Origin of the sequence: Roseibium salinum (assembly GCF_026240905.1) — a bacterium.
GTDB lineage: Bacteria > Pseudomonadota > Alphaproteobacteria > Rhizobiales > Stappiaceae > Roseibium > Roseibium salinum.
This window is the reverse complement of record NZ_JAPEVI010000001.1, coordinates 349,377-362,965: the sequence shown is the minus strand read 5'-3', so window position 1 is coordinate 362,965 and position 13,589 is coordinate 349,377. Positions and strand designations below refer to the sequence as shown.

The 13,589-nt window shown below is 63.6% G+C and carries 14 protein-coding genes; 5 read left to right on the top strand and 9 right to left on the bottom strand.

From position 1 onward, the window contains the following. The first annotated feature begins 1 nt into the window (after position 1). Complete coding sequence (locus ON753_RS01595; RefSeq protein WP_265960802.1) at positions 2-937, top strand: ornithine cyclodeaminase family protein; 936 nt, start codon at positions 2-4, stop codon at positions 935-937. 18 nt (positions 938-955) lie between these two features. Here ON753_RS01595 and ON753_RS01590 read toward each other — a convergent pair whose 3' ends face one another. Continuing rightward, positions 956-1,708 (bottom strand): IclR family transcriptional regulator, encoded by a 753-nt coding sequence (locus ON753_RS01590; protein ID WP_265960801.1) that lies wholly within the window; start codon positions 1,706-1,708, stop codon positions 956-958. A 226-nt stretch (positions 1,709-1,934) separates the two neighbouring features. Between ON753_RS01590 and ON753_RS01585 the strand changes: the two genes are divergently transcribed. Then, entirely contained in the window at positions 1,935-3,656 is a 1,722-nt protein-coding gene (locus ON753_RS01585; protein ID WP_265960800.1) for a thiamine pyrophosphate-requiring protein, read from the top strand. A gap of 74 nt (positions 3,657-3,730) precedes the next feature. Here the strand turns inward: ON753_RS01585 and ON753_RS01580 are convergent, their stop codons facing one another. From ON753_RS01580 to ON753_RS01555, 6 genes are all read right to left on the bottom strand, one after another. Next, positions 3,731-4,495: an HpcH/HpaI aldolase/citrate lyase family protein gene (locus tag ON753_RS01580; protein WP_265960799.1), complete on the bottom strand. Its 765-nt coding sequence runs from the start codon at positions 4,493-4,495 to the stop codon at positions 3,731-3,733. 7 nt (positions 4,496-4,502) lie between these two features. After that, positions 4,503-5,303, bottom strand: a complete 801-nt coding sequence (gene hpaH, locus ON753_RS01575; protein WP_265960798.1) for a 2-oxo-hept-4-ene-1,7-dioate hydratase — start codon at positions 5,301-5,303, stop codon at positions 4,503-4,505. After that, positions 5,300-6,154: a fumarylacetoacetate hydrolase family protein gene (locus ON753_RS01570; protein ID WP_265960797.1), complete on the bottom strand. Its 855-nt coding sequence runs from the start codon at positions 6,152-6,154 to the stop codon at positions 5,300-5,302. The genes hpaH and ON753_RS01570 overlap by 4 nt, the downstream gene beginning before the upstream one ends. A gap of 43 nt (positions 6,155-6,197) precedes the next feature. Continuing rightward, positions 6,198-7,178 carry a 3,4-dihydroxyphenylacetate 2,3-dioxygenase gene (gene hpaD, locus ON753_RS01565; RefSeq protein ID WP_265960796.1) on the bottom strand — a complete coding sequence of 327 codons (981 nt, stop codon included), beginning with the start codon at positions 7,176-7,178 and terminating at the stop codon, positions 6,198-6,200. Positions 7,179-7,247: 69 nt separating this feature from the next. After that, entirely contained in the window at positions 7,248-8,759 is a 1,512-nt protein-coding gene (gene hpaE / locus ON753_RS01560; protein ID WP_265960795.1) for a 5-carboxymethyl-2-hydroxymuconate semialdehyde dehydrogenase, read from the bottom strand. Next, positions 8,756-9,148, bottom strand: coding sequence for a 5-carboxymethyl-2-hydroxymuconate Delta-isomerase (locus ON753_RS01555; protein ID WP_265960794.1), 393 nt, complete (start codon positions 9,146-9,148; stop codon positions 8,756-8,758). Before ON753_RS01555 ends, hpaE begins: the two co-directional genes overlap by 4 nt. A 99-nt stretch (positions 9,149-9,247) precedes the next feature. On the opposite strand from ON753_RS01555, the gene hpaR reads away from it, so the two are divergent. Then, positions 9,248-9,715 carry a homoprotocatechuate degradation operon regulator HpaR gene (gene hpaR, locus ON753_RS01550; protein WP_265960793.1) on the top strand — a complete coding sequence of 156 codons (468 nt, stop codon included), beginning with the start codon at positions 9,248-9,250 and terminating at the stop codon, positions 9,713-9,715. A 27-nt stretch (positions 9,716-9,742) separates the two neighbouring features. Here hpaR and ON753_RS01545 read toward each other — a convergent pair whose 3' ends face one another. Both ON753_RS01545 and ON753_RS01540 read right to left on the bottom strand, forming a co-directional pair. After that, positions 9,743-11,098, bottom strand: a complete 1,356-nt coding sequence (locus ON753_RS01545; protein ID WP_265960792.1) for an aminotransferase class III-fold pyridoxal phosphate-dependent enzyme — start codon at positions 11,096-11,098, stop codon at positions 9,743-9,745. 59 nt (positions 11,099-11,157) lie between these two features. Then, on the bottom strand, positions 11,158-11,916 hold the full coding sequence (locus ON753_RS01540) for an IclR family transcriptional regulator (protein WP_265960791.1): 759 nt from the start codon (positions 11,914-11,916) through the stop codon (positions 11,158-11,160). 135 nt (positions 11,917-12,051) lie between these two features. Between ON753_RS01540 and ON753_RS01535 the strand changes: the two genes are divergently transcribed. Continuing rightward, positions 12,052-12,993, top strand: coding sequence for a tripartite tricarboxylate transporter substrate-binding protein (locus ON753_RS01535; protein WP_265960790.1), 942 nt, complete (start codon positions 12,052-12,054; stop codon positions 12,991-12,993). Between the two features lie 51 nt (positions 12,994-13,044). Continuing rightward, positions 13,045-13,584, top strand: a complete 540-nt coding sequence (locus ON753_RS01530; protein WP_265960789.1) for a tripartite tricarboxylate transporter TctB family protein — start codon at positions 13,045-13,047, stop codon at positions 13,582-13,584. Positions 13,585-13,589 lie beyond the last annotated feature (5 nt).

Genomic DNA, 13,589 nt, shown 5'->3' with positions numbered 1-13,589 from the left:
GATGATCCTGATTACCGAGACGCAGTCCTCCGGGCTCGTCACCCCAGAACTCGCCTTCAATGCGGTGCGGCAGGCCTTCATTGCGGCCGTCGACCCCGCCGCAGCGAGCTTTCCGGTGGTCATCGCCCATGCCAGCGATCCGCAGAACCGGTTCACGATCAAATCGGCCGCCGGGGCGGAACTCGCGGGGCTCAAGGTCGGGGCCTATTTCCCAAGCAACGATGCTCGCGGCCTGCCGCGCCACGCCTCGACGATCTTGCTGATCGACCAGGCATCGGGACGGATCGGCGCGTTGGTGGAGGGGTCGGTCGTCAACTGCTACCGCACGGCCGCGGCGGATGCCGTGGCGACCGACGCCCTGGCACGTCCGGAGGCCGAGGTCCTGGCGCTGTTCGGGACCGGCCATCAGGCCGCATACGAGGCCGAGGCGATCGCCCGCATCCGAGCCCTTTCCCGCGTGCTGGTGGTCGGCCGAGACCCCTCCCGTGCCGCGGCGTTCGTCGAGAAGCTGCGCGCCAGTGGCCTGCCCGCCGACACCGCCGAGCCCGAAGCCGCCGTCCGCGCCGCCGATATCGTCGTCACGGCGACCACGTCCACGGCGCCCCTGTTCGACGCAGATTGGGTGCGGCCGGGCACGCACGTTTCCTCCATGGGGTCGGATTCGCAGGGCAAGCAGGAGCTGCCGCCAAGCCTCTTCCCCCGCGCACGGCTCTTCTGCGATCTGCCGGACCAATCCGCCAATATCGGCGAGTTCCAGCACGCGCAGCCCGGCACGACCCTTACCGCCATCGGCGCGGTGCTGTCGGGAGCCGCCTCCGGCCGGCAGAACGGGGACGAGATCACCGTCTTCGACAGCTCGGGCATTTCCCTTCAGGATCTCCACATGGCAAGAGCCATCATCGATGCTGCCGGCGGAAATTCCGTCGCCGCAAATTGAGCGCGGTCTGCGCCCGCGTCACAGGCGCCGTTTACGCACTTCATGGGCGGCGCGTCCCAGCCGCTGGACCGCAAGTTCGATGAACCTTTCATCGAACCGGCTGAGCAGGCCGAATACGGACAGGGTGAGGATGATTTCATTGTCCTCGGACATCACCGGAACGGCAACGGCGCCGATGTCCGGCTCGTTCTCCCCCCGGTTGAGCGCGAAACCCTGGTCGCGGATCCTCTCCAGTTCTGCCTCGAACGCATCACGGTCAACAATCGTCCGGCTGCTCATTTCCGTCAGGCGATAGATCCCGAGGCGTGCATCGCGCTCGGGTCGGGACAGGCTGGCGAGCCAGAGCTTTCCCTGGGCGGAGCAATGCAGCAGGAAGATCGTGCCGACCTTGATCTCGACACTGATCGGCCGGTTTGACCGCGCAACGGCCATGCAGATCGGGCCACCCCGGGTCAGCCGGCTTGCCATGACGGCTTCACTCAGATCATGGCTCGCGCTTGCGATGATCGGCCGGACGACCTCCGACAAGGGATTTGTCTCCTGCTCCACGCGCCCGAGTTCCTCGATGCGCGGACCGAGGCAGTAGATGCCGCGCCTGTAGGACACCAGCGCCCCCACCGCTGCGAGCGTCGTCAGCAGCCTGTGCGCTGTCGCAAGGTTCATGTCCAGCTCGGCAACGACCGTGCGCGCGGATATCTCCGCCCGCTCCGGCGTAATCAGTGCCAATATGTCGAAACCCTTGACGATCGAATTGTTGCGGGGAGTGGCCATCCGTGCCGGTTTCCTTTTTCAGCGGCTCGCCTCTTCCTTGATGCCTGTCCCGGCAGAAATCCCGGCACGGCGCTCTCTTGCACAGTCTATCTCATATATTGAGATTCAAATATATCATATTGACATCAATTGATCAGGAAACATACCGTTGCAGGGAGCGTTGCCGGTGGTCACGGGATCAGGTGCGCGGCTCCGCAAAAGCGCGGACAACATGTCGAGGTGAGCCGTGTCGAAGGATCAGGTCGAAAGCATCACCGCGGGCGGAGCAATCTTCGGCAAGCTGAAGGCCCTCGGCGTAGACTACGTTTTTGCCAATTCGGGCACCGACTTCCCGCCCATCATCGAGGGCCTCATCGAAGCGCGGCGCGAGAAGATCGATTTGCCCGTACCGGTGACATGCCCACATGAAGGCGCGGCCGTCGCAATGGCCCATGGGTACTATCAGATTTCCGGTCGCATGCAGTCGGTCATGCTGCATACGAATGTCGGTCTCGCAAATGGCGCGATCGGGGCGATCAACGCCTCCTGCGACCATGTTCCGGTGATGCTGCTTTCCGGCCGTACCCCGGTCACGGAAAAGGGCAGGTTCGGTGCCCGCACCGTGCCGATCGGCTGGGGCCAGGAGATGTTCGACCAGGCAGCGCTGGTTCGCGAGGCGTGCAAGTGGGACTACGAGTTGCGCTTTCCAGAGCAAGTGGCCGAGTTGTTCGACCGGGCCTGGGCGATCGCGAACTCCACGCCCAAGGGACCGGTCTATCTCAGCCTGCCGCGCGAGGTGCTGTGCGAACGGACACCGCCGAAGGGACTGGATACGCCTTCCTCGATGGCCCCGGTCGTCACGGCGCCGGAGCCGCAATCCCTTGCCCGCGCCGCTGACCTGCTGGCGGCGGCGAAGTCGCCGCTCATCATCAGCCAGCGCGGCACCGGATCCCGTGGGACGTTCGAGGCCTTCGGCCGGTTCGTCGACGACTGGGCCCTGCCGGTCAGTCACTACTGGGCGAACCAGCTCTCGCTCCCGCTCGCTCATCCGATGCAGATCGGCGAACAGCCGGAAGAGCTGCTGGCCGAGGCCGATGTTGTGCTGGTGGTCAATTCGCTGGCGCCGTGGTGGCCGGACAAGGTCAGCCTGCGGGACGACGTCAAGGTTATCCATCTGGGTCCCGACCCGCTGTTCACCCGCACGCCCGTTCGCAACTTCAACGCCGACGTGACCCTCGCAGGGGAGACGGCGCAGGCTCTGGGGATGCTCATGGCGGCGATGGAGAAGCTGCCCCGCGATGCGCAGGCCATCGCCGCCCGTCGTGCCCGGATCGCCTCGCTGGCCGAGACGAACCGCAAGGCCGTCATCGCCGAGGCCGAGAAGGGCGCCGGCGGCCCGATGAGCAAGGAATGGGTCAGCCTGTGCGTCGGCCGCGCCATCAAGGGCAGGAAGGCGACGATCTTCCATGAACTCGGCCTGCCGCTCGGCCCGCTGGATCTCGAGGATCACAACAGCTTCTTCAAGGAGCCCCATTCCGGCGGCCTCGGCTGGGGCCTGCCTGCGGCGCTCGGGGCTCAGCTGGCGGAACGCGACCGGCTGGTTTTTGCCACGATGGGCGATGGCAGCTACATGTTCGCCAATCCGACCGCGTGCCATATGATCGCCGAGGCGATGGAACTGCCGGTCATCACCCTGGTGCTCAACAATGAAGAATGGGGTGCGGTGCGGACATCCGTCGCCGGGCTCTACAAGGGAGGGCTCACCTCGACATCGAACGACGTGCCCATGACGCGCCTGCAGCCGAGCCCGGATTTCACCAGGACGGCTGAGGCCAGCCGGGCCTACACGGAAACCGTGACCACCGGCGACGCGCTGCCCTCAGCACTGGAACGTGCAATTCGCGTGGCGACGGAAGACAAGCGGCAAGTGCTTCTCAATATCCTGATCGCCCCGACCGGATCGCACTGACGAGGCTCGACGTGCTTGTGCCCGCACCGGCAATGGAACCACCCGTCTGACCGAGAGGCGGCGCGCCCATGGCCTCAGCGATACTTGCGCGCCAGGGCGCGCATGGCACCGGCGAAGGTCGTCACGTCTATTCCCACGCCGAGGAAATTCGCGCCGGCCTTTCGGCAATCGTCGATATAGTCCGGATCGGTCGAAAGCACGCCTGCGATCTTGCCGGCCGCGCGGATGCGCTGAAGGGCGCCGACTACGGCCTCCTTGACTTCCGCCTCGTTCGGTTTGCCGATATGCCCCATGTCGGCGGCAAGGTCCGAGGGACCGATGAACACGCCATCGACACCGTCGACGGCCAGTATATCGTCAAGCGCATGGAGACCGGCGCGGTTTTCCACCTGGACCAGCAGGCAAAGCTCGCCGCCCGCCGACGTCAGGTAATCGGGAATGGCGGCAAAGCGGGATGCCCGTGCCAGGGCGGCGCCGACACCGCGGAAACCGATCGGCGGATACTGCATTGCCCGGAAGGTCCGATCGGCCTGTGCGGCAGTTTCCACCATCGGGACGAGCAGGGTCTGGGCGCCGATGTCGAGGACCTGCTTGATCTTGACCGGGTCGTCGTCGGGAAGGCGGACAACCGGGGAGGGGCCCTTGCCCTCGATCGCCGCCAGCTGTGCCGACAGCGACCGCAGGTCGTTCGGCGCATGCTCACCATCGATCAGCAGCCAATCGAATTCGGCGGTAGCGGAAATCTCCGCCAGGTAGGGATCCGCCAGTCCGATCCAGCAACCGATGCAGGTTTCGCCGGATTGAAGGCGTTTCTTGAGGGTGTTTTCCGGCGCGGGCATGAAAATCCTATCCAAAAGTCACTTTGACGGAGCCGAACGGCCCGAAATCGGCCTCGAACTCAGCTCCGGCCGGCGCTTCGACCGGCCTGACGAAGGAGCCGGACAGCACGATCTCGCCGGCGGCAATGCCAGCACCATAGCGCGCAAGGCGGCGCACCAGCCACAAGATTCCTGCCACCGGATCGTCCAGCACGCCGGCTCCCAGACCGGTTTCCTCGACCACGCCGTTCCGCTTGACGATCGCACCGACCCGGCGCAGATCGAATGCATCGACGGCGTGACGCTGCGCACCGAGCACGATGCCGGCGTTGGCCGCGTTGTCGGAGACCGTGTCGGTGATCAGGCGGGCCTTGCCGGTAACCGGATCCGCGCGCTGGATGCGGGTGTCGAGAATCTCGATCGACGGGGCGACATGTTCTGTTGCCGCAACAACGTCGTCACGGGTCACCTGTTCGCCCTTCAGCGGCTGCTTCATGATGAAGGCAATCTCCGCCTCGATACGCGGCTGAATGAAGCGCCCGGCGGGAATGGTGGTGCCGTCGGCAAACAGCATGTCGTCGAGGAGGACGCCGGAATCCGGTGTTTCGATATTCAGTGCCTGCTGCATGGCGCGCGACGTGAGGCCGATTTTCCAGCCGATGCCCTTGCGGCCTTCGGCTTTCTTGCGCGCGATGAGCGCCGCTTGCACCGCGTAGGCATCGTCGAGCGTCATGCCCGGATGGGCAAGACTGAGCAGGCCGCATTGCTCGCCGGCCTTTTCCGCCTTCAGCAGTTTCGCCGCAGCGTCCTCGATAGCATCCGGTGTCATTCGTCAACCACTCCATTGCGCAGCACGCCAATGCCCTGCGCCGCCACTTCGACAGTATCGCCTGGAATGAGATATCGGGGCGGATCGAAGCGTGCGCCGGCACCGGTTGGCGTGCCGGTGACGATTATGTCGCCGGGAACCAGTGTCGTGAAGGTCGATATATAGGCGATTTGCCGGGCCACGGGAAAGAGCATGCGGCCGGTGCGGTCGTCCTGGCGCAGCTCGCCGTTGACCCGGGTCTGCAGCTGAATATCGGCAATCTGGTCCGGTCCGCGATACGGGACAAGCCAGGGCCCCATGGCCCCCGAACCATCCCAGTTCTTGCCCTGTGTGACATTAAACTTCGCGTGCCGCACCCAGTCCCGCAACGTCCCCTCGTTGCACAGCGTCAGCGCCGCGATGTGGGAGAGGGCGCTGCGTTCCGCAATGCGGCGGCCGCCTTTGCCGATGACGATGGCGATCTCGCCCTCGTAGTCGAGTTGCGGCGTTTCCGGCGGACGGGTCAGAGGCGTCTCATGGCCCACGAAGGACCGCGGAAACCGGATGAACAGGCTCATGTTGGGCGGGGCTTCCTGCCCGTCCTTGTACTCGGCGTTGCGATCGGGGAAGTTCACGCCGACGCAGATGATTTTCTCCGGATCGGGAATAGGTATCTCCCAACGGAATGCCCCGTTCTTATGGGTCGGGGAACGTCCTTCGGCGGCCGCCAGCACAGTCCCGAGCGCATCGGCCTCGATCACCTGGCGCAATGTCTTCCACTGCGGGAAGTCGGGCGACAGCGCGATCACGCCATCGTCCGCGACCGCGCCCCAGAGCATTTGGCCGTCAGAAGAGAAAGTTGCCAGTTTCATGCGGATTGACCCATCTGAATGTATTTCGGAACCCTGCGGAATGTCATGGGGCGACGATCGGCTGCGCCTTGAGCTTGCTTTCCCTCAGCTCCGCACCATCGAAGACGCTGCCTTCCTCAAACCAGCTGCGCGGGGCGGGGGCGCCCCACAGGGTCTGGCGTTGCGGATCCTTCAAATCCCATTTGATCGGTTCGAGATCGGGATCGCAGGTCTGGTAGTCGGAGCAATAGATTTCGGTCCGGTGCCCGTCCCTGTCGCGGATGTAGAGAAAGAAGGCGTTGGAGATACCGTGGCGGCCCGGCCCCCGCTCGATATTGGTGACATAGCCGGTCGTCGACATCAGGTCGAGAAGGTCGATGACGCTGAGCGGCGTCGGCACCCAGAAGGCGGTGTGATGCAGGCGCGGGCCGGTGCCGTTGGTGAAGGCCACGTCATGCACGCCGCCCTTGCGGTGCATCCAGGCGGCCCAGGTGCGCCCGGTTTCCTCGTCCGCCGTGTATTCGGTGACGCGGAAGCCCATTTCGCCATAGAATTCGACCGACGCATCCACATCGGGCGAAAACATGTTGAAATGGTCGATGCGCAGCGGTCTTACGCCGCGATAGAGTTTGTATTTCTGATGGATCGGCGGCAGGCGGTCCATCTTCGAGTAGAACTCGAGCGGCACGCCGAAGAGGTCCGTCGTGCGCAGCACGCGGCCCATGAACGGACGCTCGATCCATTCCACGCCGCGTCCCTTTGCCTGGAACCATTCGGCCGCCTTGTCCAGATCCTGTTCGTCCCAGACCTTGAAGCCGAGCACACCGACGCTGGCCCTGGGCGCCTTCCTGAGGATGACGCAGTGATGCCCCCGCTCCTCCATGGCGCGCAGGTAGATCGAGGAAGACTCCTCATGCGTCACCTGCAGACCCAGCGTATCGACGTAGAAGGCACGGGCCCAATCGAGATCGGTGACCGACAGCTCGACATGGCTCAGCCTGACGATGTTGAAAGGCGGGTAGAGATTGGGTGCGGGTATCGGCATGGTTTCCTCCCTCCGGCGTCTGGTCACCGGGAAATCCTATCGGTGTGTTCTGATGCGCCCATCGCCCCCTCAGGCGCCGAGACGCGTCATCTTGTGCTGGCCCGTCGCGAAGGCGATATTCTTCTGTTCCATGTAGAATTCGAAGGACCAGTCACCGCCGTCACGGCCGATGCCCGATGCCTTCATGCCGCCGAACGGCGTCGGCAGGTGGCGGACATTCTCCGAATTCACCCAGATCATCCCGGCCTCCAGCGCATCGGAGAAGCGCAGGGTCCGCGTCAGGTCGTTGGTCCAAAGATAGCCGGTCAGCCCGTAATCGACATCATTGGCGATCGCCAGCGCCTCGACTTCGTCCTTGAAGGTGATGGAGGTCAGAAACGGTCCGAACACTTCCTCCTGCGCGATCCGCATGGCGGAATTCGCACCCGTGAACAAGGTCGGCTCGACAAACCAGCCCTTGTTGCCGATCCGCGCGCCGCCGGCCGCCAGCGTCGCGCCGTCCTGCCTGCCGGCATCCACGTATGAGAGCACCTTGTCGAAGTGGGTCTTGTCGATCAAGGGTCCGATTTCGGTCGCCGGGTCGAGCGGGTGGCCGACCTTGAGCTTGCCGATGCGCTCGACAAGTCTTGCATGGAATTCCTCCGCGATCGTCTCCTGAACGAGAAGGCGCGAAGAGGACGTGCAGCGCTCGCCGTTCAGCGAGTAGATCATGAAGATGACCGCATCGAGCGCCCGCTCGAGGTCCGCGTCGTCGAAGACGACGACCGGGTTCTTGCCGCCAAGCTCGAAATGGACGCGTTTCAGCGTGTCCGCCCCCTGTTTCATGATCATGGAGCCGGTGCGGCTTTCGCCGACGAAGGCGATCGCCTTGATGTCCCTGTGTTCCGTCAGGGCCTTGCCGGCGGTCTCGCCGAGGCCGTTGACGAGGTTCCAGACCCCGTCCGGCAGGCCCGCGTCATGGGCGATTTCGGCAAGAATGCGCGCTGTCAGCGGCGAAAACTCCGCCGGCTTGTGCACGACCGTGCATCCGGCCGCAAGCGCCGGGGCGATCTTCCAGGTGGACAGCATGAACGGCGTGTTCCACGGCGTGATCACGCCGACGGAGCCAATGGGCGCGCGCGAGGTCACGTTGAGATGGTGCGGTGAGGGCAGGGACTTTCCGTCCCGCGCGGAGGGAGCCAGATCGGCAAAGAAACGGAAGTTCTCCGCGCCTCTGAGGGCCGCCTTCGACATGAAACGGTAGGCCTGACCGGTGTCCCAGCATTCGCAGATCGCGATTTCCTCGGCACGCTCGACAATCGCATCGGCGATGTCGTGCAGGATCTTCTTGCGCTTCGCGCCGTCGATTGCCGCCCAGGCAGGGAAGGCTTCCCTGGCCGCCCTGGCGGCGGCGTCGATATCGTCCTTGTCGCCCATCGCCACGCCAGCAATCGGGCTTTCATCGACAGGCGAGACGGTCTGGAACGTCTCGCCGGAGGCGGCAGGAACGCTCTGCCCGCCGATGAGGTTCATGATGCCGGTCTGCCGGAAACGCGCGAGATGCGTCTCGAGTTTTTCCAGGTGGCTGTTCAGGTCGGTCATGAGGCGTCTCCGGCAAGATGGTCGCGAATGGAACTGTCTTTGGGGCTGAGGTCCGGATCGATGTCGCGCATCTCCATCGAAAGCATGAAGGAAGAGGACTTCATCACCTGGTCGCAATAGCTGCGCGCGGCGGCAAAGATGCGCTCCGTCGCCGCCTTGCGCACTTCAAGCGTGCGTCCGCCCCGCAGCCGCACGGATATGTCCAGAAAGGCGTGATCAGGGTTGCCATCGGCGATCACCCAGTGGGTGCAGGCGGTCGCGCGAACGCGAATGCCGGCCAGCGGGAAAACCCCGGTCTCGACGGCGGCATCGCGTAGCACGGCAAGCAGGCCGGGAATATCCAGGCGCTCTTCGAGATTGGCTGAGTAGTCGATCTGGAAATGCGGCACGTCGGCTCCTCCAATTAATTGCTTTATTAAGTAATATCGATTGCTTTGTCAAGCAATTTACGGCAAGGGAGTATCCTTGGCGATATTGGAAGGATGCGCATGATGGAGAAAACACTCTCAAGGTCGGAAAGCGCCGCGAAGCGGTTCGGGCCGACGTCCCGGTCCCTGCCGATTGCGCTTTTGCGCACACGGGAGGCGATCATGGCCCCGATCCGGGAGATGCTTCAGGAAAGCGGCATTTCCGAACAGCAGTGGCGGATCCTGCGCGTCGTGGATGAAGCCGGCGAAATCGAGCAGACGGCGATCGCACAGGGGGCCTGTCTCCAACTGCCGAGCCTGACACGCATCCTGCGCTCGATGGAGGCGGACGGCTTCATCAGCCGCAGGAACGACGAGGCCGACCGCCGGCGCACGCTGGTCAGCGTCACCGAAAACGGCCGGTCCCTGATCGCCGATCACCAGCCCCGCAATGCCGAGATCTTCAAGCGGCTGGAAGCGGAATTCGGCCGCGAGAAGCTCGAGCAGCTTCTCGATCTGCTGGAAGACCTGCAGAAGGTACGGTTCTGACCGGATAAAGTACCTGGCGCGCCGTCGTCACGACACCGAGGCGAATCCGGCCTCTAGCGCGTTCAGTATGGTGTCCACGTGCGCCTCTGAGAGCACGAGCGGCGGCGACAGGATGACGTTGTTGCCGGAAACGCGCACCATCGCTCCGTTTTCGTAGGTCGTGCGATGCACGTCGCCGATCGTCTTCTTGTCGATGGGGGCCTTGGTCTCGCGGTCGGCAACGAGTTCCAGCGCGCACATCAGGCCGTGGCCGCCGCGAACGTCGCCGATGACGGCATGTTTGTGCTTCAACGCTTCCAGCCCCCGGAACAACTGCTCGCCGCGGGCGGCGGCATTGTCCTTGACCTGAAGCCGTTCGGTTTCCGCCAGGCAGGCGATGGCGGCGGCGGCGCCGACCGGGTGACCTGAATAGGTATAGCCCGACCCGATGGAGCCCTTGCCGGTTTCGTCCTTTTCGAACACCTCGCCGACGCCGTCGGAGATCATCACCGCGCCAAAGGGAAAATAGCCGTTGGTGATGGCCTTGGCGCAGCACAGGAGATCCGGCTTGACGCCCCAGTGCCGCGAGCCCGACCAGCTGCCGGTGCGCCCGAAGGCGGTGATCACTTCATCCGCGATGAGGAGGATGCCGTATTTCGAACAGATCTCGCGCACGCCGGGCATGAAGCTCTCGTGCGGCGGGATGACGCCGCCGGCCCCCAGGATCGGCTCCATGATGAACGCTGCGATGGTGCCGGGATCCTGAAACCTGATTTCGTCCTCCAGCGCGGCAAGACACAGCTGGGCCAGCCGCGCGGGATCCGTTTCATTGAACGGGTTGCGGTAGGTATAGGGCGCGAGGATGTGATAGCAGCCGGGCATGAGCGGTTCATAGGCGGATCTGAAATTCGCATTGCCGTTGACCGACGCACCCAGCGTGTGGGTGCCGTGATAGCCCTTTTTCAGGCTCAGAAACTTGATCCTGCCGGCTTCGCCGCGCAGCTTGTGATACTGGCGCGCCAGGCGCAGCGCGATTTCGACGCTGTCGGAGCCGCCGGACGTGAAGAACGCCCGGGAGAGCCCGTCCGGCTCGAAAAAATCCCGCAGCATCGTGCTGAGCTCGATCACCGCATCATTGGTCGTGCCGCGAAAGATGGAATAATAGGGCAGCTTGTCGAGCTGTTCTGCGATGGCCTGCTTCACCGGGGCGCAGGAATAGCCGAGATTGACGTTCCAGAGACCCCCGACCGCATCGACCGACTTGTGGCCGTCGATGTCGACGATCTCGACACCCTCGCCGCCGACGATGATCTGCGGCGGGTTCGCCAGGCTGTCCGCCGGATGAGCCATCGGATGCCACAGGTGGCGGGCGTTGTGTTCCTTCAGGAAGTTTGAATCGTGCATTGCGAACCTCGAATGGACTTCTCTGTGTCTGAAATGTTTTTGCCGGATCCTCCCGGCGGTCATAATTCCGGGTAGGATCCACCCAGTGACCGGGTTGCCGACCGCGCGGCGGCGGTCAGGGCCGTTGCGATCGTGCGAAGGCGTTCTTCGTGCGCGCGCACCGCGGGAACCGCCACCGACAGGGCGCCGATGACTTCGCTGGTCTCATCGAAGATCGGCGCGGCCTGGGAGGTGACCTCGCCGTCGAACGCCCTGTCGGAGTAGCTGAAACCCGAATGCCGGACCTCCTCGATGCGCATGGACAATGTGTCCGGATCGACAATCGTGTTCGCTGTGAAGGCCTGGAGGTCGGCCGACAGGATCTGCTTGCGGAGCTTCGGGCCGGCAAAGGCGAGAACGGCAAGACCCGATGACGTGGCATGAAGCGGCAGAAGCTCGGCTTCATCGAAATGCACCTGGACGCCATGGGCGAGCGGGTCGGCGTGAAAGACCGGAGACAGCACGTTCCCCTGCAGAAGCGAGGCGTGGGCGAGCTCGCCCGTTTGCTCGGCAAGTCCGGTGACGATGGGCCGGAGGATACGCCGCACCGGATTGCTCGCTTCCCGTACGCCGGTCAGCCGAAGGATCGCGGGGCCGAGCCGGTAGGCGCGGCTTGCCGGGTGCTGTTCCAGGAAGCCGTTCTTCTCCAGCTCGACCAGGTGGCGGTGAACGGTCGCCTTGTCCCGGCCGGTCAGCCGCACGAACTCGCTTAGCCCGATTTCCGGTCGCTTTCGCGAGAAATAGTTCAGCATTTCAAGGGCTTTTGAGATCGTACCCATCGTGCAGCCTGTATTTCCTCCGCTCGGAATTGGTTTCATCTGTAACCAGCTTGACGGAATTCCAAGGGATGTGCAAGAATAATTGATACCAGTGGTTCATATAATAAACCGACCTTCCAGCAGGAGAACCCCGGAATGAAAAAACTCTCAGTGGCAACAACAGCTGTTCTCGCCGCCTTCGGCCTGCCGGCAACAGCGGCGGCCGAGTATCCTGAAAAACCGGTTGAATTCGTCGTGCCGTTTCCTCCGGGCGATCTGGAGGACATCCTGACCCGGATGATCGCGGACGAATTCCAGGCGACCTACGGCGTCCCGGCAGCGGTGGTGAACAAGCCGGGCGGCGGCGGCGGACCGTTTCCGGGCGCGGCGGAAGTCGCCGGCGCCGCACCTGATGGCTACACCATCGGCTCTTTCGTGATCGATATTCCCGTCGTCGGCCCGGAGGTCGGGATTCCGTCGCTCAATCCCAATCCGTTCGAGCCAGTCGGCATCTTCCTGACCTACCCGTTCGTGATCGCCGCCTCCAAGGATGCGCCCTATGCATCGATCGAGGAACTGGCGGCCCATGCCAAGGACAACGATGTCGCCCTCGGTCATTTCGGATCGTTTCTGATCCCCACCCAGGTCACCTTCGCCTTGGCCAAGAAACGCGGTTTCGACTATGCAAGCGAAGCCGCCTTCGACGCGCTGGACTGCAATACGCTGGCCTCGGGCGATGCGGATGTCATCAATACGACCTTGCAGCTTATCCTGCCGTGCCTTGATCAGGTGACCGTCCTGGCTTCGATCGGTTCAGAGCGGATCGATCTGACACCGGATACGCCGACCGTGGGCGAACTGGAGCCCGAGCTCGATGTGTCTCTCTGGAACGGTCTGTTCGTCCACAAGGATACCCCGGCCGACGTTCGCGAGAAGATCGCGGCAGTGGCGGCCAAGGCCATGGCGTCCGAAAAGGCAAAGAAGCTTTCAGCGGAAACCGGAGCGTCGGTCTACTGGCTCGGAGCGGATGAGGCACAGGCCCGGATCGAGAACGACACCAAGACGCTCGGGACCGTTTCCGGCCTGATCGGCAACTGACCGGATTGCACCCGCGTGAACGCGCGGGTGCCCTTCCTTTTCGGGGATCTCATGAACCGCATCAAGAATCTCCAGGATCTGTTCAAGCGTTACCGCCGGCCCGGCGACCTTGTCTTTGCGGTGTCATTCTTCGTTCTTTCCCTGTTTCTGCTGGTCAACCTGCCCGCACAGACCGCCTGGGTGGAACGGACAAGCCTCTTCGCACAGCCGGCATTCTGGCCCGCGGTCGCCATCGGCGTCATGATCGTGTTCAGCGCCCTCCATCTCCTGGGCGCTGTTGTATCGGAGCGGATCCCCGGCCGCCTGGCGGAGGTGCTTTACTGGGCGCGTTCGCTCGAGTTCGCCATCTGGTTCATGGCCTATGTCGCCATCGTGCCGCTGCTCGGCTACCTGCCGTCGACGGCTCTGTTCTGCGCCAGCCTTGCCTACCGCATGGGTTATCGCAGCCTGCGCTGGATGGGGATTTCCGTCCTGTTCGCGGTTGCGGTGGCCCTTCTTTTCAAATCCTTCCTGCAGGTCAAGCTGCCGGTCGGTCTTCTGTACGAGTGGCTTCCCGTTGGGATACGCAGCTTCGTCATGACCTATTTCTGAGCAGG